Source organism: Nocardioides panzhihuensis (assembly GCF_013408335.1).
GTDB lineage: Bacteria > Actinomycetota > Actinomycetes > Propionibacteriales > Nocardioidaceae > Nocardioides > Nocardioides panzhihuensis.
This window is the reverse complement of record NZ_JACBZR010000001.1, coordinates 5,047,501-5,064,157: the sequence shown is the minus strand read 5'-3', so window position 1 is coordinate 5,064,157 and position 16,657 is coordinate 5,047,501. Positions and strand designations below refer to the sequence as shown.

Here is a 16,657-nt window from a genome sequence, read left to right as displayed (position 1 = left end):
AAATTCAAAAGCGATGACAGCGATGCGGTTCGTTGCCACTATTCGGCAATGCTCACGATCAGCCAGGTGGCAGCCGCCGCCGGAGTCACCGTCCGGGCAGTGCGTCATTATCACGCCAAAGGCTTGCTGCTGGAGCCCGAACGTGACCACTCCGGCTACCGCAGCTACGACGCCGCCGCCGTCGTGGACCTGATCAAGATCCGCATTCTCGCCGACGCCGGCGTCCCGCTCTCCCGTGTCAAGGAGCTGCTGGACGCCGGCGACGACGATTTCAAGTTGGCGGTCGCCGAGATCGACAAGCGCCTCCGGCTCGAGATCCGCGAGCTTCAGGGTCACCGCGAGCGGATCGCCCGCCTCGTCCACGGCGACGGGCTCGCCCTCCCGCCTGAGGCGGTCGCCTACCTGGAGCGGATGCGCGAGCTCGGCATTCCCGAGCGGATGATCGAGGGCGAGCGCGACGCCTGGATCCTCGTCGCCGCCCAGCAGCCGCAGAGCATGGAAGCGTTCATGCGCAGCAAGGTCGGCCAGCTGGACGACCCGGACGTCGTCGAGACCTACCGGGAGCTGGTGGCGATGCTCGACTGGAAGCCCGGCGACCCCCGCCTGGAGTCCATCGCCGACCGGATCGTCTCCCAGGTCGAAGCAGTCTCGCCCGAAGACTGGAAGGCCTTCGCCGAAGCCGACCAGGCCATGCCGCCTGAGCTCGTCGCCCTGCTCGACTCGATGTTCGTCGAGCAGATCCCCGTCGCCCGCGACCTCATGCGTCTGGTCGAGAAGCGGGGCTGGACCGGCTGGACCCAGCTCGAGCGGATCGAGAAGTAGAGGCTCGTACGGAGCCTGAGCAGCAGGACCAGGCCTCGACCGAGCGTCAGAAGACGTACTTCGTGGTCTTCGGTGCGAGCTCGTCGGTGACGCCCATCGCGTAGACGACCTCAGGTGTCACGGCGTACGGCCGGAACGGAGGCGGACCGGCGGCCGGGGCGGCGAAGGGCGCGTCGTACGCCTTGTCATCACGGAGTGTCAGCGGCCAGCCGTACTTGGTCCCGTACGCCTCGGCGATCCGACCCAGCAGCCCGTCGTCGGTCACGAAGGCCGCGCGACCCTCGATGATCACGTCGATGCCGTCGGCCCGTGTCGAGAAGGACATGAACGGGTTGGACTCCAGGTTGCGCGCCTTGGCTCGGGTGCCGTTGGTGGTCGACACCAGCAGCCCGTCGACCCACACCGCGAAGACCGGGCGGACATGCGGTGCGCCGGTCGCCCGCACCGTCGTCGCCCAGAAGTCACCGGCGTCGGCGACGCGATCGCGTACGTCCTCCCACGGGATCACGTTCGTGGGCTCGCCTCGCGTCAGCGCGTTGTCGTCCCAGGTCTCGGTGATGTTCGCGGCCCGGGTCGGGGCGGTCTCTGACATGGCTGCTCCATCTCTTCAGGGAACTGACTAGGCTCGAGACGCTAACACACTCACTTCCCTCAAGGAAGGGATGCGATTAGCCTGGCACCATGCAACGCACGAACTTCGCCGAGATGAACTGCTCGATCGCGCGTACGCTCGACGTCTTCGGAGAGCCGTGGACGCCGTTGATCCTGCGCGACATCTTGGTCGGGATGACCCGGTTCGAGCAGATCCGGACCGACCTGGGCATCTCCAGCAAGGTGTTGACGCAACGGCTCGCCTGGCTGGTCGAGAATGGTGTACTCGAGCGGCGGCAGTACTCCGAGCGTCCCCCACGCTACGAGTACGCACTGCTCCAGAAGGGGGTCGAGCTGTGCGACGTACTCCTGGTCATGCGGCGTTGGGGTGATCGGTGGCTCGCGGGCGAGGACGGTCCGCCGGTGCTCCATCGCCACCGAGGCTGCGGTGAGCTCTGCCACGCGGCGGTGCACTGCTCCGAGTGTGGCGAGGAGATGGACGCCTCCGAGATCGAGATCCTCCCGGGGCCTGGGGCCGGCGTGGGGGAGGGCAGCTGACAGCTCCCGCCAGCTCCCGACAGCTTCTGACGGCTCTGGCCGACAAGCGTCGGTCCGTGCTCAGGCGCCGGCGATCCCGAGGAGATCGCGTACGGGGCCGGCGGGTGGGCGCGCGCCGCCGACCCATACGGCCCGGAACTCGCGGGACAGGTCCAGCTCTGCCACGGGCACACGGACGAGGGTGCCCAGGTCGATGTCGGCCTGGGCCGCCCGGCTCGACACGAACGCCGGCGACCCGCCGGCACGTACGGAGGCGAGGATCGTGGCGTTCGTCGCGAACTCCACCTCGGGATCTGCCAGTCGCCCACCCGCGGCTGCCAGCGCGGACTCCACGACCGCGCGCGTACCGGATCCGTGCTCGCGGCACGTCAGTGGACGGGTCGCGAGCTCCTGCGGGCTGATCCCGGCGCGGCGACGGGACCAGCGATCATCGGGCGCCGCGACCAGCACGAGGTCGTCGACCCCTACCCCTGCGGTGGAGAGTCCGTCGGTGTCGATCGGGCCCTCCACGAATCCCAGGTCCGCGTCTCCCTGACGCACCGCGGCGACGACGTCCTCGGAGTTCGCGGCCCGAAGGCTCACCGCGACCCGTCGCTGCTGCCGCAGCCGCACGAGCCAGCGGGGGAGCAGGTACTCCGCGGTCGTCATCGAGGCATGCACGTGCAGCTCGTCGGATCGGCCCCGGCGCAGCGTCTGCAGGGCGTTCTCGATCTCGTCGGCGCGTTCGAGCAGGTCGGCGGACCATTCGACCAACAGTTTCCCCGCCTGGGTCAGCGCCGACCCGCGATGAGCCCGCTGCACGAGCACCAGACCGACCTGGGTCTCCATCGCCTGCAGCCGCTCCGAGGCCGACTGCTGCGAGATGCCCACGGCGCGACCCGCGGCGCCGATGCTGCCCAGCCGGGAGACGTCGGCGAGCAGGCGCAGCGACGGGATGTCAGGGAGCATGGTCACAGGGTATCCCTGTGGATCCACAGTTGCACGGGCTCTACCGGCGTCTCACGCAGCCGCCGAGCATGGATGTATGAGGCTTCCATACGGTCCCAACTGGTACGCCGCCACCATGGGCACCGGCATCGTCGCCGTCGTCATTCCTGGTCTTCCCTTCCGCCTGTCGGGAGCGATGCCGGTCGCGCTGGCGTTCTGGCTGGCGGCGGGCCTTCTCCTGGCGGTCACGGTGACGGTGATGCTGCTCAGCATCCGGCAGGAGCGCTCGCTGCTTCGCCACCACTACGACGACCCGGTGATGTCCCACTTCTACGGAGCCCCGGCCATGGCGCTGATGACCGTCGGCGCGGGCGCGGTCGGTGTCGGCGAACGGATCCTCGGTCCCGCGGCGGCAGTTGCGCTCGGTTCGGTGCTGTGGACCGTTGGCACGCTCCTCGGCCTCTGGACTGCGGTCGCCGTGCCCTACCGGGCGATCACCCGCCACGCGGTCGCCGACGACAGCGCCACCGGTGGCTGGTTGATGCCGGTCGTGCCACCGATGGTCTCGGCGACAACCGGTGCCGCGCTGGTGCCATACCTCCCGGCCGGGCAGCCCCGCGAGACGCTCCTGGTCCTCTGCTACGCCTTCTTCGGCCTGACCGTCATCGCCGGCCTCCTCGTGCTCAACCAGCTCTGGCAGCGCCTCGTCCGCCACGGCCCCCTCGCGCCGGCGGCGTTGCCCACCGTATGGATAGTGCTCGGCTTCCTGGGGCAGTCCACCACGGCCGTCCACCACCTCGGTGCGCTCGCGCCCTCGGTCGTCCCCGACTACGGCCACGCGCTCAGCATGCTCGCGGTGCTCTACGGCGTGCCGGTGTGGGGCTTCACGGTCCTGTGGACCGTCCTGGCGCTCGCACTGACCGTGCGTCAGATCCGCGAGGGTCTGCCGGTGGCTCCGACCTGGTGGTCGTTCACGTTCCCGATCGGGACCGTGGCCACGGGCACCAGCGCCCTCGCCGCCGCGACCGGCCTGGCGCTCTTCGAGGTCGGTGCCGGGATCGCGACGCTCGGTCTGTTGGCAGGCTGGCTCGCCGCTGCGTACGGAACGGTCCGGCTGTTCGTCCACGCCCCGCCAGTTCTGCAATCGGATGGTTGCAAGTTGATGCCGGAAATGCAACACTGAAGTTGCACTTTCGCTATCCGAGGAGGACCCATGGTTCACACCACCGAAGAGCTCGCCGAGCTCGACAGCATCAGCCGGCAGATCGACATCGACGCCAGCGCCGAGAAGGTCTGGTCCCTGATCACCCGCCCGGGGTGGTACGTCAACGACGGCGCCGTCCTCGACGATCCCGACACCCGCGTCGAGACCGCCGATGACGGCACCGAGATCGCCGTGGTCACCCACCCGACGATGGGCGAGTTCCGGTTCCGGACGATCGAGCTCGACGAGCCGCGCTACGCCGCCTTCCGCTGGCTCGGCACCCCTTCCCGCGGCGTCACGGAGGGCACCTCGGTGGAGTTCTGGATCGAGGAGAAGCCGGCCGGCGGGGTGACCCTCAAGGTCTTGGAGAGCGGTTTCTCCGCCCTGTCCGAGGACCCCGCGATCTGGCTCAAGGAGCGCGAGGGGAACGACAACGGCTGGGCCGTGGAGCTCGAGGCGGCCAAGGCGTACGCCGAGGCGCGTGCGTGAGCACGACGCCGACCCTCCCCGAGATGTGCGCGGCGCTCGGCGACCAGACTCGCTGGGACATCCTCACCCGGCTGGGGCAGGAGGCGATGTCCGCCTCCGCCCTGGCTCGGGTGCTCCCGGTCAGCCGCCAGGCGATCGTCAAGCACCTCGACGTACTCTCCGAAGCCGGCCTCGTCACCGCCGAGCGCCGCGGCCGCGAGGTCGTCTATGCCGCCCTCGGCTCCCGTCTCAATGCCCTCGCGCACGAGCTCGACCGCATCGGCAACGCCTGGGACGCCAGACTCCGCGCTCTCAAGACCCTCGCCGAATCCCCGGACAAGGGAGGCTCCGACAGCCGAACCTAGGCACCCCACCCGATCGCGAGCTCGACCGCCCGCCGCCACCGAGCGAGCTCCGCCTCCCGCGCGGCGGCCGACATCGCAGGCCGCCACTCGGCCGCCCGTCGCCAGTGCCGCCGCAGGACCTGCCGGTCGGGCCAGTAGCCGGCACCGAGGCCGGCCGCGTAGGCGGCTCCACGGGAGACCGTCTCGGCGACCATCGGCCGCACGACGGGGATGTCGAGGAAGTCGGCGATGGTCTGCATGAGGAGGTTGTCGGCGGTCATCCCGCCGTCGACCGCCAACCGGGTCAGCGGCACCGAGGAGTCGGCGTTCATCGCGTCGATGACCTCGCGGGTCTGCCAGGCGGTGGCCTCGAGGACGGCGCGACACAGGTGAGCCTTGGTGACGTACGACGTCAGCCCGACGATCACGCCGCGCGCATCGGGCTCCCAGTGCGGTGCGTACAGCCCGGTGAACGCCGGGACGATGTAGCAACCACCGTTGTCGGTCACCGTCAGCGCCTGGGTCTCGACCTCGGCGGCCGAGCGGATCAGCCCGAGGCCGTCGCGGAACCACTGCACGAGCGCTCCGGCGACCGCGATCGATCCCTCCAGGGCGTACGCCACCGGCTCGCCCTCCATCGCATGCGCGACCGTCGTGATCAGCCCGTGCTGCGAGCGCACCGGGGTGGAACCGGTGTTGAGGAGCAGGAACCCGCCCGTCCCGAAGGTGCACTTCGCGTCGCCGCGGTCGAACCCCGCCTGCCCGAACAGCGCGGCCTGCTGATCACCGATCACCGCCGTCACCGGGATCCCGGGGATCGGCGCGACGGTGGTGCCGAACGAGGAGACCGTCGGCCGGATCTCGGGCAGCATCGACCGCGGGACCCGCATGGCCGCCAGCAGCTCCGGATCCCAGTCGAGCGTGCTGAGGTTCATCAGCATCGTGCGGCTGGCGTTGGTCACGTCGGTGACGTGCATCCCGCCGGCAACGCCGCCGGTCAGGTTCCAGACCAGCCACGAGTCCATCGTCCCGAAAAGGAGCTCCCCGCGCTCCGCCCGCTCCCGCAAGGAGGGAGACGAGTCGAGCAGCCAGCGCACCTTCGGCCCGGAGAAGTACGTCACCAGCGGCAGCCCGCACCGAGCCTGGATCTCCGCCTCCGGCATGTCGGCGGCGACAGCGGGCAGCACCGCGGACGACCTCGTGTCCTGCCACACGATCGCGTTGTGGACCGGCCGGCCGGTGTGCCGGTCCCACACCAGCGTCGTCTCACGCTGGTTGGTGATCCCGAGCCCGACGACCTGAGAGGCAGACGCCCCGGCGTCCGCGAGCGCCTCCGGCACGACCCGGCAGACGATGTCCCAGATCTCCATGGGGTCGTGCTCGACCCAGCCCGCGCGCGGATAGTGCTGATGGTGCTCCCGCTGTGCCAGCGAGACCATCCGGCCCTCGCGGTCGAAGAGCATGCATCTGGTCGAGGTCGTCCCCTGGTCCAGCGCGGCCACATAGCGAGGAAGGTTCATGCCGCCGGCTCCGTAGGGCAGAGCAGAGAATACGGAGCCGTCGGCCTGAGGCCCATGGTCGCTCGCTGACGCTCGCTCATGCCGCCGGCTCCGTAGGGCAGAGCAGAGAATACGGAGTCGTCGGCCTGAGGCCCATGGTCGCTCGCTGACGCTCGCTCATGCGGCCCGGCCGTGACCGAGCGCCCGCGAGATCGACCGGGAGACACCGACGACCTGTTCGACGAGATCCGAGCGCGGCCGCCCATGTGAGTCGCACAGCCGCAGCACCGGTCCGGCGATGCCCACCGCGGCCACCACGTACCCACCCCGGTCGCGAACCGGCGCCGCGATCCCCGCCAGCTCGGGGCGCGCCTCGGAGACGGCCGAGGCCCACCCGGTGTCGCGTGCGTCCGCCAGCGCTCGGAGAAGCGCCGAGCGATCGGTGATCGTCCGGAAGGTCAACCGGTCCAGCCGCCGACCGACGACGCTGCGGGCCGCGCCCGGATCGAACGCGACCAGCACCTTCCCGAGCGCGGTGGCATGCAGCGGAAGCGCCCTCCCGGTGTCCATCACCTGCGCGCCCGGCCCTGCCCGGAAGACGTGGTGTGCCACCACCGCCGAGCCGTCGCGGTAGGCCGCGATCCGCGCCTCCTCGCCCGTCCGAGCCGCCAGCGTGTCCACCCAGTTGAGCGTCTCCGAGCGCAGCTCGTTGAGATCCAGGGTCACGGATCCGAGACGGAGCAGCCCCGACCCCACCAGGTAGCGCCCGGTGACCGGCTCCTGGTCGACGAAGCCGGCCCCCGCCAACGTACGCAGCAACCCATGGGCCGTCGGCTTGGCCAGCCCCACGGCGACCGCCAGCTCCCCGAGAGCCATCGGCTCGCTGGCGGCGGAGAGCGCGCGCAGCAGCGCAGCCGCCCGCTCGACTGATTGCACGGTCCGAGACATCGGGAAAAGCGTAGGGGCCGAGCACATCACCCAACGGAGGTTCGGCGGTCCAGGGGCTGCCGGTGCCACCCCGCGAGACAGCCAGCGTTCGACGATGCCGAACGGCCTCCGTTGTGACCTGTGTCACTCGTCCCTACCGTGCTGGAGTCCGCCAGACCCCACACGGCAGGAGCAGCGCATGACAGAACCAACCGCCTCGGGCGGCGCCTCACCGGCACGTCGAACGCTCATCGGAGAGCTCAGCGCCGAGTTCGCCGGGACGATGATCCTGATCCTGTTCGGAGTCGGAGTGGTCGCGCAGGTCGTGACCGGCGACGGCGGGCTGGGCGATCACGACTCGATCGCCTGGGCCTGGGGGATCGGGGTGATGCTGGGCATCTACACCGCGGGACGGATCAGCGGCGCCCACCTCAACCCGGCCGTCAGTCTCGCGCTTGCCGTCTTCAGCGACTTCGAGTGGCGCAAGGTGCTGCCCTACAGCATCGCCCAGGTCCTCGGTGCCTTCGTCGCCGCCCTCATCGTACGAGCGGCCTACGGCGACGCGATCGCCAGCGTCGACCCCGGCCACACCCACGCCACTCAGGGCATCTTCTCCACGCTTCCGGGCAACGGCGACGCGGCGCTGGGCATCAGCCTGACCACCGCCTTCGCCGACCAGATGATCGGCACCGCGATCCTGCTGTTCCTGATCATGGCGATCACCGATGCCAAGAACTCCGCGCCGATCGCCTGGTTCGCACCGGTCGCGATCGCGTTCGTGATCGTCGGGATCGGCATGGCCTGGGGCACCAACGCCGGTTACGCCATCAACCCTGCCCGTGACTTCGGGCCGCGGCTGGCTTCCTTCCTCACCGGCTACGAGGGGGCATGGGTGACCGCTGCCGGAGACGTCTACTTCTGGATCCCGATCATCGGTCCGCTGCTCGGCGCGCTCGTCGGAGCCGGTGCCTACAAGGTGCTGATCTCGCGTTTCCTTCCCGCGCTGGAGGAGGCTGACGAGGTAGGAACGATCCCCGGGGAAGCAGACGAGGAAGCCCTGGAGCCCGAGCGCAAGACCGCCTGACCGAGAAGACCTACAGAGAACAGAGAGGACCGACGACATGCCCGACTACGTCGCAGCCGTCGACCAAGGCACCACCAGCACCCGCTGCATGATCTTCGACCACGGCGGCAACGAGGTGGCCCGCCACCAGCTCGAGCACGAACAGATCATGCCCAAGGCGGGCTGGGTGGAGCACAACCCGGTGGAGATCTGGGAGCGCACCAGCTCGGTGATCCAGACCGCGCTGGGCCGCAAGGGTCTGACCGACAAGGACATCGCCGCGCTCGGCATCACCAACCAGCGCGAGACCACCGTCGTGTGGAACAAGCGCACGGGCCGCCCCTACTACAACGCCATCGTCTGGCAGGACACCCGCACCGACCGGATCGCCTCGGCCCTGGACAGGGACGAGCGCGGCGACATCATCCGGCGCAAGGCCGGCCTCCCGCCGGCCACCTACTTCGCCGGCGGCAAGATCCAGTGGATCCTGGAGAACGTCGACGGCGTCCGCGAGGCGGCGGAGCGCGGCGACGCCATCTTCGGCACCACCGACAGCTGGATCGTCTGGAACCTGACCGGTGGCCCCAACGGCGGCGTCCATGTCACCGACGTCACCAACGCCAGCCGCACCATGCTGATGAACCTCGAGACCCTCGACTGGGACGACGAGCTGCTCGGCTTCTTCGACATCCCGCGCCAGATGCTCCCCGAGATCAGGCCGTCCTCTGAGCCCAAGGCCTACGGCACCACGGTCGCGAACGGCCCCCTCAAGGGCGAGGTTCCGATCACCGGCATCCTCGGCGACCAGCAGGCCGCGATGGTCGGCCAGGTCTGCCTGGACGCCGGCGAGGCCAAGAACACCTACGGCACCGGCAACTTCCTCCTCCTCAACACCGGCCAGGAGCTCGTACGCTCCGAGAACGGCCTCCTCACCACGGTCTGCTACCAGTTCGGCGACCAGCCCCCGACGTACGCACTGGAGGGCTCGATCGCCGTCACCGGCTCCGCGGTGCAGTGGCTGCGCGACCAGCTCAGGGTGATCAGCAACGCCGCCCAGTCGGAGACCCTGGCGAAGGAGGTCGAGGACAACGGTGGGGTCTACTTCGTCCCCGCCTTCTCCGGTCTCTTCGCTCCCTACTGGCGCTCGGACGCTCGTGGCGTGATCGTCGGTCTGTCCCGGTTCAACACCAGCGGCCACATCGCCCGCGCGACCCTGGAGTCGATCTGCTACCAGAGCCGCGACGTCGCCGACGCGATGGAGAAGGACTCCGGCGTACGTCTCGAGGTCCTCAAGGTCGACGGCGGCGTCACCGTCAACGAGCTGTGCATGCAGATCCAGGCCGACGTCCTCGGTGTCGAGGTCAGCCGACCGGTGGTCGCCGAGACGACCGCGCTCGGAGCCGCCTACGCGGCCGGCTTGGCTGTGGGGTTCTGGAAGGACACCGACGAGCTCCGCCAGAACTGGAACGAGTCCAAGCGCTGGACGCCGACCTGGAGCGAGGGGCAGCGCGAGACCGGGTACGCCGGCTGGCGCAAGGCCGTCGAGCGCACGCTCGACTGGGTGGACGTCGACTGAGAGCGCCGGTTCGGCGCAGCCGCGCGAGGGTCCAGGCTCAGCCGGGGCCCTCGCCCGCCCCGACGTGCTGGGCCAGGTACGCCTGGAGGCCGACACGGTCGATCGCGTCGAGCTGGGACTCGAACCAGTCGGCGTGCTTCTCCTCGTCGCGGACCATCTCCTCGAAGACGGCAGCGGTGCCGTGGTCGCCGAGCTGGTGGCACTCTTCGCCGCCGGCGTTGAACTGGGCGACCGCGGCACGCTCGCTCGCGAGGGCGAGGGAGAGCATCTCCTCGGCGGTCTCACCGACCTCGATCGCGTTGAGCCGCTGCACGTTGGGGTGGCCGTCGAACATCAGGATCCGGTTGATCAGCTCGTCGGCGTCGCGCATCTCGTCGATTGAGAGGTCGTAGAAGACCTTGCCGAGCTTGGGCAGACCCCAGTTGTCGAGCATTCGAGCATGCAGGAAGTACGTGTTGGTGACCGTGAGCTCGAACGTGAGCGCCTCGTTGAGGAGCGCGACGACGCGTGGATCGACTGGCTGCATGACGTACCTCCGGTAGCGGGATCTTTTCCCGATACTGGCACGGCACCCCCGGAGTGAGGACAGACTCAGTTTGAGTCCGGTTGCGTGCGTCAGCTCGCGGCGCGGTCGGCCACGAGGTGCGAGCACTCCTGCTCGAGATGCCGGATGACCTGCTTCTTCACCGAGAAGATGCACGAGCCGCAGTCCTGAGCGGCGCCCGTGGAGCGGCAGATCGCGCTGACCGTGCGCGCCCCGTCCGCCAGCGCAGCGTCGACGTCACGGTCGGTGACGACTCGGCACTGGCAGACGATCATGTACTTAGGTTAGCCGACCCTAATCAAGATGACGAGATCGCGTCTCAGTTCTTACCGTTCGGTCCAGGTGGCGCGGCGGCTCACATTCTCCCGGTATGGTCCAGGTCACACCGTCGCTCCCGGCCCTCGGAGGATCTCTTGCGCATCGCAGTCATCGGCACCGGCTTCGGCGGCCTGGCCGCCACGATCGAGCTCAAGAAGCGGGGCCACGACGACATCGTCGTGTTCGAGAAGGCCGCTGACGTCGGCGGCGTCTGGCGGGAGAACAACTACCCGGGAGCCGCCTGCGACGTACCTTCCAGCCTCTACTCCTACTCGTTCGAGCCGAACCCGCACTGGCCCCACAAGTTCTCCCGCCAGCCCGCGATCCTCGACTACATCCACAAGGTCGTCGACAAGTACGACGTACGCCGCCACGTCCGTTTCCGCACCGAGGTGACAGCCGCCCGCTGGGACGACGAGGCGAAGACCTGGCAGCTCGACCTCAGCACGGGGGAGACGGAGTCGTTCGACCTGTTCGTGCCTGCCGTCGGGCAGCTCTCACGGCCCTCGATCCCGAGCATCCCCGGCGCCGACGCGTTCCGGGGAGAGGCCTTCCACTCCGCCGAGTGGAACCACGACCTCAGCCTCGACGGCAAGCGGGTCGCGGTGATCGGCACCGGCGCGAGCGCGATCCAGTTCGTACCCGAGGTGCGGAAGGACGCGGCGCAGGTCCTGCTCTTCCAGCGCTCGGCGCCCTACATCGTCCCGCGCAAGGACTTCGAGCGCGCCGACCCCGACCACCCGACCCGGCAGCTCCTCAACCGCGCGAAGATCTGGGTCCAGACCGAGTGGCTCACCACGTCCTTCCACGTCAAGCCCTTAGGTGCCGTCATGCGCGCCTGGTCAAAGCGCCACATGAAGGCCCAGACCGCTGCGAAGCCCGGCCTCTTCGAGAAGATCTGGCCCGACTACCCCTTCGGCTGCAAACGCATCCTCTTCGCCGACGACTACCTGCCCGCCCTCGCCCAGCCCAACGTGGATGTGATCACCGAGGACATCACCGAGATCACCTCGACCGGTGTGACGACCGCTGACGGGCGGCACCACGAGGTCGACGTCCTCATCTGGGGCACCGGGTTCAAGGCCACCGACTTCCTCGCTCCGATGACGATCGCCGGCACCCAGGGCCGCGACCTGCACACCCACTGGAAGGACGGCGCCCACGCCTATCACGGCATGACCGTCCCCGGCTTTCCCAACCTGCTGATCATGTACGGCCCGAACACCAACACCGGTGGCGGCTCGATCATCTACTTCCTGGAGACCCAGGCCCGCTACCTGGGCCGGTACGCCGACCACATCGCCGAGGCCGGGCCGCTCGAGATCAGGGCGGAGGTCGAGGAGGCGTACGACGTCCGGATCCAGGAGAGGCTGGCCGACAGCGTCTGGAGCAAGTGCACCTCCTGGTATCGGGAGAAGAACGGCCGTATCACCACCAACTGGCCCAGCATCTCCGCCCACTATCGGCGCAGCGCCAGCTACGACACGAACGACTACACACCGGCCTGAAACGATCTGATAGGTCTTTGTGACCAACCTGTGCATTCCCTTATTCGTGTCTGAGGCCACATACTCGAAGGGATGACTACCTCAACCCCCCGGCGGCGACACTTCGCCGCGAGTCCTTTCAAGGCAGATCCCGAGCCGGTCATTGAGCAGTTCGAGTGTGGGGACCTGGTCTCCCACGACTCCTTCGGCCTGGGTCGGGTCGTCAACAAAGAAACGGCCGCAGTCACTGTCGACTTCGGTCCCCGGTTGGTGCGCATCGCCAGCCCCTTCTCCAAGCTTTCCAAGCTCTGACCGCCGTCTGAGCTGACAAGAGATCGCCCTCCCCGAGCCTGCTCGGGGAGGGCGATCTCGTCTCGAAGGGATCTACTTCCTCTTCACCGGATAGGCCGCGTCGACCTCCACCTCAACGAGCCATCCGTCCACGGGCAGGTTCTCGATCTCGAGCGCGAACCGCGACGGGCGGGCGGGGTTGACGACCATCGGCGCCGCCGGCTCAGCAGTACCGAGCGGCACCGGGACGGCCGCACCGGTCGAGAGCGACGTGTTCGCGAAGAACTGCCGGTAGGCCCGGTTCCAGCCCGCGAAGTCCATCTTCGCCTCGCCCGTGGGGTTCTGCAGGAAGACGCGCATCGTGATCACGTCCTCGTAGGAGAGCCCGGCCGCCGCGAGGTTCTCCCCGATCCGGCGCAGCACGTTGATCCCCTGGGCCTCGGTGATGGTCACCCCCGGTGGCAGGTCGCCGCCGGGGAACACCTCGGTGTCGATGTAGGCCGGCTCGCCGCTCGCCCCGGTGTTGAGCCGGGACGGTCCGAGCCCGCTGGTCTTGTAGATCGCGGCGCCCGGTCCGATCGCGACGCCGTTGGCGATCGACGGGTTGTCCTGTCCCGGGGGCAGCACCGAGATCGTCTCCCCGCCACGCGGCGGGCGGTGCCCATCAGAACCGGCCGACCACTTGCTCCCGGCGACCGCCGCCGTCGGAGCGACCAGGACCGCGGTCAACCCGACCACAGCCACCACCTTCGTACGCGGCGACCTCATGCCGTCACCCGAGCGTGCAGCTTCTCGACGGCTGCCCGAGCTGCCGTGATCGCGCCGTGCTGCCAGGCGACCGCGTGACTGAGGTGGTCACCGGCGAAGTAGGTGTTGCCGGTGGCGTCCAACAGCCGGGTGTAGAGGGGATCGGTGTCGGCCGTCCTCGAGTACGCCCAGGCTCCCTCTGAGAACTTCTGCGTCTTCCAGTCATGGCTGTAGGAGGCGGTGATGCCCTCGCCATAGACGTCGCCGAAGATCTGCTTGCCCATGTCCACCGCCCGCGATAGCCGTCGGGCGGGAGTGAGAGCACCGTAGGTGTCGGCCGCGGTCCCGGTGTTGTAGTAGCCGATCATCGTGCCCTTGTCGCCGTTGAACCCGTACGACGGGTGCCACACGTTGCGCAGATCGAGGCGGGTGTTGGTGATGCCGCCGTAGATCCGGAGGTCCTCCTCCCACCAGCGCCGGTCGTACTCGATCCCGATCTTGCCGGCGTTCGAGGGACCGAAGGACTTCAGGCTCGCGGTGATGTCGGCGCCCAGGTTGTGCGGGACCTTGGCCGCGATGTTCGGCGGCATGCAGTTGATCGCGAAGTCGGCGTCGACGGTCTGGATCCTCCCGCGCGCCTTGTAGGTCACGGAGACGCCGATCGGGGTGTTGTTCCACTCGACGACCTCGGCCCCGTAGCGGATGTTCCGTGCTCCGACGGCCTTGGCGAAGGCGTACGGGATCGCGTCCATGCCGCCCACCGGCTGAAACATCATCATCGCCTGGTCGTAGCCGAACTCGAAGGAGAAGTACTGACCCAGGCCGGCGGCGAGGACAGCGCTCATCGACTTGGGTGCCACCGCGGTGCCGGACTCCTGCCCGGCCCCGGGCTCGACCGCGTAGCCCGCACGGCTGGAGCCGGTGTAGGTGAAGCCGTCCTCCTTGGAGCCGATGTCGCCGAAGCTCTCCAGGAAGGAGATGAGCGATTCCTTGTCGTCGGCAGTCAGCTCCTCGTCGAGGGCGCCTTTGTCCGTCGCCTTCGCGAGCAGCTCCGAGACATAGCCGTACGTGTCCGCCTTCGCCTGACGCATCTGCACCGCGCCGATGCCGTGGTCGCCGGGGTAATAGAGCAGGGCGTTGGCGTTCTGGTTGGTGAACGCCTCGATCGGGACGCCCAGCTCCTTGCAGTAGTCCAGCGTGATGTGGCTCTGCGGGAGTCGCCCCGGCCCCGCGTTCATGTACTCACCCTTGGAGAACCTGGCGACCTGCGTGACCCCGTTCAGATCGGTCACCCGGTCTCCGCCACGCACGGTGAAGCTGCGACCGCCCGGCCGCTCGCGTCCCTCGAGAACGGTGACTCTGTAGCCACCCTTGAGCAGCTCGTACGCAGCAGCGAGTCCGGCGACGCCGCCGCCGAGGATCACGACCGACTTACCGCCGACGCGGGCGAGGTCAGACGGTTTGGGAGGCGTGAATCCGGGGGTATCCGCGGCGTGGGCCGAGGTGAGCCCGAGTGCGCCCATGCTGTGCAACATGACGCCTGCGCCGCCGGCGACGCCGACATTGCGCAGGAAACTCCGACGTGACTGACTCATGTGGGGGTCCAATCTGTTGGGGACCTCCGCAACATAGGAAGCCGTTGTTGCACCGCGATTGCGTTTTCGTCTCGCTAGAACACGTGTTTCCCAACTGGCCAGTAGCCCTAGGATCGGCACCGTGACCGTCACCATCCGGGATGCGGCTCCCGCCGACGTACCCGAGATCCTCCGCCTCGTCCACGCTCTGGCCGTCTACGAGAAGGAGCCCGACGCCGTGGAGGCCACCGAGGCCGACTTCGCCACCGCGCTCTTCCCCGAGTCCGGGAAGCCGACCACCCGCTGTCTCATCGCGGAGACCGCTGGAACGGATGGAACGAGCGGCACGATCATCGGCATGGCGGTCTGGTACGTCACCTTCTCCACCTGGACCGGCCGCAACGGCATCTGGCTCGAGGACCTCTTCGTCGACCCGGAGCGCCGCGGCGCCGGCGCCGGCAAGGCCCTCCTCGTACGCCTCGCCGAGATCTGCGTCGAGAACGACTGGCGTCGCCTCGAGTGGTGGGTGCTCAAGTGGAACGAGCCGTCGATCGCCTTCTACCGCTCCCTCGGCTCGGTTCCCCAGGACGAGTGGGAGGTCCACCGCATCGACGGCGCCGCCCTGAAGGAGCTCGGCGCCGCCGGCGGCAGCTGATCGACGATCCGGCCGGCAACCCGGTCGAGCGCTTCATGCCCGCCTGACGGGGAGGACCGAGAGGCGGGCGCTGCCGCGTGCTGCAAACGGCTCACGCACCTTGTCTAGGGGTCTAGAGTGGGGTCCAGAACATCGCACGAAAAAAGTTGCTCTGGCGATTTGAAACGGCGCCAGGGTGTGTGTAGTGTTCTCCGAGTCGCCAGGGTGCGGCGGGAAGCAAGCGCGAGTCTTCGGGCGGGCTTCCGGCCCCGGAGCGACCACCTTCACTCTTCGAGCATCGCTCGATCCAGGGTGTCTGGCAGCAAGTCTCAGGATTCGCTGCAGGACTCAGATCTGATTCCGATCAGATCGTCATGGCTGTGTTGGTGTGGATATTGCGTTATCCGATAACGGTGTGAATGCGCTGAATTGGACAACAAAGCGAGATCCGATAAAGTCCTCCAGGTCGGGGCAGGAACACCGGAGTTTGACCAGGGAAAGCGCGGAACGCGCCGAGTTGGGAAAGCGAAAGTGAGTCTGATAAAGTCTGGCAGGCAGGACCGGAAGAAAGCTTCTGGAGCTGGCAAGGAAAGCGCGAAAGGCGCCGAATTGCGAAAGCGAAAGAGAGCCTGATAAGGTTCAGCACGAAGAACAAAGCGAATAAAGCAGTCACCGGACTGGCTGGAGCGAGAGCTCAAAGTTCTACCGGTGTGCGTGTGATTCTTGAGAACTCAACAGTGTGTCATAGTCGACGAATTAGTTTGTTATGCCCCGTCGACCCGCATCCGGAAGGGTGTTGGTTGATGGTTTCTTTGACAATTGATTCTGGCAATTAATCTGGTCCCTTAGGGGGGCAGAACATGTCAGTGTCTCCTGTCAGGGCATCTCTTTTTCCAGGACATCGTGAGATGGTCTGGTGTTGTTTTTCAACGGAGAGTTTGATCCTGGCTCAGGACGAACGCTGGCGGCGTGCTTAACACATGCAAGTCGAGCGGAAAGGCCCTTCGGGGTACTCGAGCGGCGAACGGGTGAGTAACACGTGAGTAATCTGCCCCAGGCTCTGGGATAGCCACCGGAAACGGT

18 protein-coding genes and 1 rRNA gene (1 of these 19 cut by a window edge) are annotated in these 16,657 nt (G+C 67.9%); 11 read left to right on the top strand and 8 right to left on the bottom strand.

All coding sequences use genetic code 11. The annotated features are described in order from the left end of the window. Positions 1 to 48 precede the first annotated feature (48 nt). Positions 49 to 822, top strand: coding sequence for a MerR family transcriptional regulator (locus BJ988_RS24005; protein ID WP_179660373.1), 774 nt, complete (start codon positions 49 to 51; stop codon positions 820 to 822). A 46-nt stretch (positions 823 to 868) separates the two neighbouring features. Here the strand turns inward: BJ988_RS24005 and BJ988_RS24000 are convergent, their stop codons facing one another. Beyond that, a complete protein-coding gene (locus BJ988_RS24000) occupies positions 869 to 1,414 on the bottom strand; it encodes a pyridoxamine 5'-phosphate oxidase family protein (protein ID WP_179660372.1) in 546 nt (181 codons plus the stop codon). An 89-nt stretch (positions 1,415 to 1,503) separates the two neighbouring features. On the opposite strand from BJ988_RS24000, the gene BJ988_RS23995 reads away from it, so the two are divergent. Next, entirely contained in the window at positions 1,504 to 1,971 is a 468-nt protein-coding gene (locus tag BJ988_RS23995) for a winged helix-turn-helix transcriptional regulator (protein ID WP_179660371.1), read from the top strand. A gap of 60 nt (positions 1,972 to 2,031) precedes the next feature. On the opposite strand, the gene BJ988_RS23990 is transcribed toward BJ988_RS23995, so the two are convergent. After that, entirely contained in the window at positions 2,032 to 2,919 is an 888-nt protein-coding gene (locus BJ988_RS23990; protein WP_218861087.1) for a LysR family transcriptional regulator, read from the bottom strand. Positions 2,920 to 2,995: 76 nt separating this feature from the next. Here BJ988_RS23990 and BJ988_RS23985 point away from each other — a divergent pair, with 76 nt between their 5' ends. Genes BJ988_RS23985 through BJ988_RS23975 form a run of 3 tightly spaced genes read left to right on the top strand, consistent with a single transcriptional unit; the run spans position 2,996 to position 4,935 of the window. After that, the gene (locus tag BJ988_RS23985) at positions 2,996 to 4,081 is read left to right on the top strand and encodes a TDT family transporter (RefSeq protein WP_179660369.1); all 1,086 of its coding nucleotides are present in this window, start codon (positions 2,996 to 2,998) and stop codon (positions 4,079 to 4,081) included. A gap of 30 nt (positions 4,082 to 4,111) precedes the next feature. Beyond that, on the top strand, positions 4,112 to 4,591 hold the full coding sequence (locus BJ988_RS23980) for an SRPBCC family protein (protein ID WP_179660368.1): 480 nt from the start codon (positions 4,112 to 4,114) through the stop codon (positions 4,589 to 4,591). Beyond that, on the top strand, positions 4,588 to 4,935 hold the full coding sequence (locus BJ988_RS23975) for an ArsR/SmtB family transcription factor (protein ID WP_343051766.1): 348 nt from the start codon (positions 4,588 to 4,590) through the stop codon (positions 4,933 to 4,935). Before BJ988_RS23980 ends, BJ988_RS23975 begins: the two co-directional genes overlap by 4 nt. Here BJ988_RS23975 and glpK (BJ988_RS23970) read toward each other — a convergent pair. Both glpK (BJ988_RS23970) and BJ988_RS23965 read right to left on the bottom strand, forming a co-directional pair. Beyond that, positions 4,932 to 6,434: a glycerol kinase GlpK gene (gene glpK, locus BJ988_RS23970; RefSeq protein WP_179660367.1), complete on the bottom strand. Its 1,503-nt coding sequence runs from the start codon at positions 6,432 to 6,434 to the stop codon at positions 4,932 to 4,934. The genes BJ988_RS23975 and glpK (BJ988_RS23970) overlap by 4 nt on opposite strands. Before the next feature lie 156 nt (positions 6,435 to 6,590). Then, positions 6,591 to 7,361: an IclR family transcriptional regulator gene (locus tag BJ988_RS23965; protein ID WP_179660366.1), complete on the bottom strand. Its 771-nt coding sequence runs from the start codon at positions 7,359 to 7,361 to the stop codon at positions 6,591 to 6,593. A gap of 178 nt (positions 7,362 to 7,539) precedes the next feature. Here BJ988_RS23965 and BJ988_RS23960 point away from each other — a divergent pair, with 178 nt between their 5' ends. Together BJ988_RS23960 and glpK (BJ988_RS23955) are read left to right on the top strand one after the other, a co-directional pair. Further along, complete coding sequence (locus BJ988_RS23960; RefSeq protein ID WP_179660365.1) at positions 7,540 to 8,424, top strand: MIP/aquaporin family protein; 885 nt, start codon at positions 7,540 to 7,542, stop codon at positions 8,422 to 8,424. A 37-nt stretch (positions 8,425 to 8,461) separates the two neighbouring features. Beyond that, positions 8,462 to 9,979 (top strand): glycerol kinase GlpK, encoded by a 1,518-nt coding sequence (glpK, locus tag BJ988_RS23955; RefSeq protein ID WP_179660364.1) that lies wholly within the window; start codon positions 8,462 to 8,464, stop codon positions 9,977 to 9,979. 37 nt (positions 9,980 to 10,016) lie between these two features. Here glpK (BJ988_RS23955) and bfr read toward each other — a convergent pair whose 3' ends face one another. Together bfr and BJ988_RS23945 are read right to left on the bottom strand one after the other, a co-directional pair. After that, positions 10,017 to 10,505, bottom strand: a complete 489-nt coding sequence (bfr, locus tag BJ988_RS23950) for a bacterioferritin (protein WP_179660363.1) — start codon at positions 10,503 to 10,505, stop codon at positions 10,017 to 10,019. Positions 10,506 to 10,594: 89 nt separating this feature from the next. Then, the gene (locus BJ988_RS23945; protein WP_179660362.1) at positions 10,595 to 10,798 is read right to left on the bottom strand and encodes a (2Fe-2S)-binding protein; all 204 of its coding nucleotides are present in this window, start codon (positions 10,796 to 10,798) and stop codon (positions 10,595 to 10,597) included. 138 nt (positions 10,799 to 10,936) lie between these two features. Between BJ988_RS23945 and BJ988_RS23940 the strand changes: the two genes are divergently transcribed. Together BJ988_RS23940 and BJ988_RS23935 are read left to right on the top strand one after the other, a co-directional pair. Further along, positions 10,937 to 12,349 carry a flavin-containing monooxygenase gene (locus BJ988_RS23940; protein ID WP_218861085.1) on the top strand — a complete coding sequence of 471 codons (1,413 nt, stop codon included), beginning with the start codon at positions 10,937 to 10,939 and terminating at the stop codon, positions 12,347 to 12,349. Between the two features lie 72 nt (positions 12,350 to 12,421). Continuing rightward, on the top strand, positions 12,422 to 12,640 hold the full coding sequence (locus BJ988_RS23935; protein WP_179660361.1) for a hypothetical protein: 219 nt from the start codon (positions 12,422 to 12,424) through the stop codon (positions 12,638 to 12,640). A 72-nt stretch (positions 12,641 to 12,712) separates the two neighbouring features. Here BJ988_RS23935 and BJ988_RS23930 read toward each other — a convergent pair whose 3' ends face one another. Further along, on the bottom strand, positions 12,713 to 13,387 hold the full coding sequence (locus tag BJ988_RS23930) for a Rid family hydrolase (protein ID WP_179660360.1): 675 nt from the start codon (positions 13,385 to 13,387) through the stop codon (positions 12,713 to 12,715). Then, entirely contained in the window at positions 13,384 to 14,961 is a 1,578-nt protein-coding gene (locus BJ988_RS23925; protein WP_179660359.1) for a flavin monoamine oxidase family protein, read from the bottom strand. The genes BJ988_RS23930 and BJ988_RS23925 overlap by 4 nt, the downstream gene beginning before the upstream one ends. 121 nt (positions 14,962 to 15,082) lie before the next feature. Here BJ988_RS23925 and BJ988_RS23920 point away from each other — a divergent pair, with 121 nt between their 5' ends. Continuing rightward, positions 15,083 to 15,595, top strand: a complete 513-nt coding sequence (locus BJ988_RS23920) for a GNAT family N-acetyltransferase (protein WP_179660358.1) — start codon at positions 15,083 to 15,085, stop codon at positions 15,593 to 15,595. A gap of 905 nt (positions 15,596 to 16,500) precedes the next feature. After that, a 16S ribosomal RNA gene (locus BJ988_RS23915) occupies positions 16,501 to 16,657 on the top strand (it continues 1,358 nt past the right edge of the window).

Coding starts and splice junctions, on each gene's coding strand:
- BJ988_RS24005 (WP_179660373.1), top strand. CDS start 49: ATGCTCACGATCAGCCAGGTGGCAGCCGCCGCCGGAGTCACCGTCCGG.
- BJ988_RS24000 (WP_179660372.1), bottom strand. CDS start 1,414: ATGTCAGAGACCGCCCCGACCCGGGCCGCGAACATCACCGAGACCTGG.
- BJ988_RS23995 (WP_179660371.1), top strand. CDS start 1,504: ATGCAACGCACGAACTTCGCCGAGATGAACTGCTCGATCGCGCGTACG.
- BJ988_RS23990 (WP_218861087.1), bottom strand. CDS start 2,919: ATGCTCCCTGACATCCCGTCGCTGCGCCTGCTCGCCGACGTCTCCCGG.
- BJ988_RS23985 (WP_179660369.1), top strand. CDS start 2,996: ATGAGGCTTCCATACGGTCCCAACTGGTACGCCGCCACCATGGGCACC.
- BJ988_RS23980 (WP_179660368.1), top strand. CDS start 4,112: ATGGTTCACACCACCGAAGAGCTCGCCGAGCTCGACAGCATCAGCCGG.
- glpK (WP_179660367.1), bottom strand. CDS start 6,434: ATGAACCTTCCTCGCTATGTGGCCGCGCTGGACCAGGGGACGACCTCG.
- BJ988_RS23965 (WP_179660366.1), bottom strand. CDS start 7,361: ATGTCTCGGACCGTGCAATCAGTCGAGCGGGCGGCTGCGCTGCTGCGC.
- BJ988_RS23960 (WP_179660365.1), top strand. CDS start 7,540: ATGACAGAACCAACCGCCTCGGGCGGCGCCTCACCGGCACGTCGAACG.
- glpK (WP_179660364.1), top strand. CDS start 8,462: ATGCCCGACTACGTCGCAGCCGTCGACCAAGGCACCACCAGCACCCGC.
- bfr (WP_179660363.1), bottom strand. CDS start 10,505: ATGCAGCCAGTCGATCCACGCGTCGTCGCGCTCCTCAACGAGGCGCTC.
- BJ988_RS23945 (WP_179660362.1), bottom strand. CDS start 10,798: ATGATCGTCTGCCAGTGCCGAGTCGTCACCGACCGTGACGTCGACGCT.
- BJ988_RS23935 (WP_179660361.1), top strand. CDS start 12,422: ATGACTACCTCAACCCCCCGGCGGCGACACTTCGCCGCGAGTCCTTTC.
- BJ988_RS23930 (WP_179660360.1), bottom strand. CDS start 13,387: ATGAGGTCGCCGCGTACGAAGGTGGTGGCTGTGGTCGGGTTGACCGCG.
- BJ988_RS23925 (WP_179660359.1), bottom strand. CDS start 14,961: ATGAGTCAGTCACGTCGGAGTTTCCTGCGCAATGTCGGCGTCGCCGGC.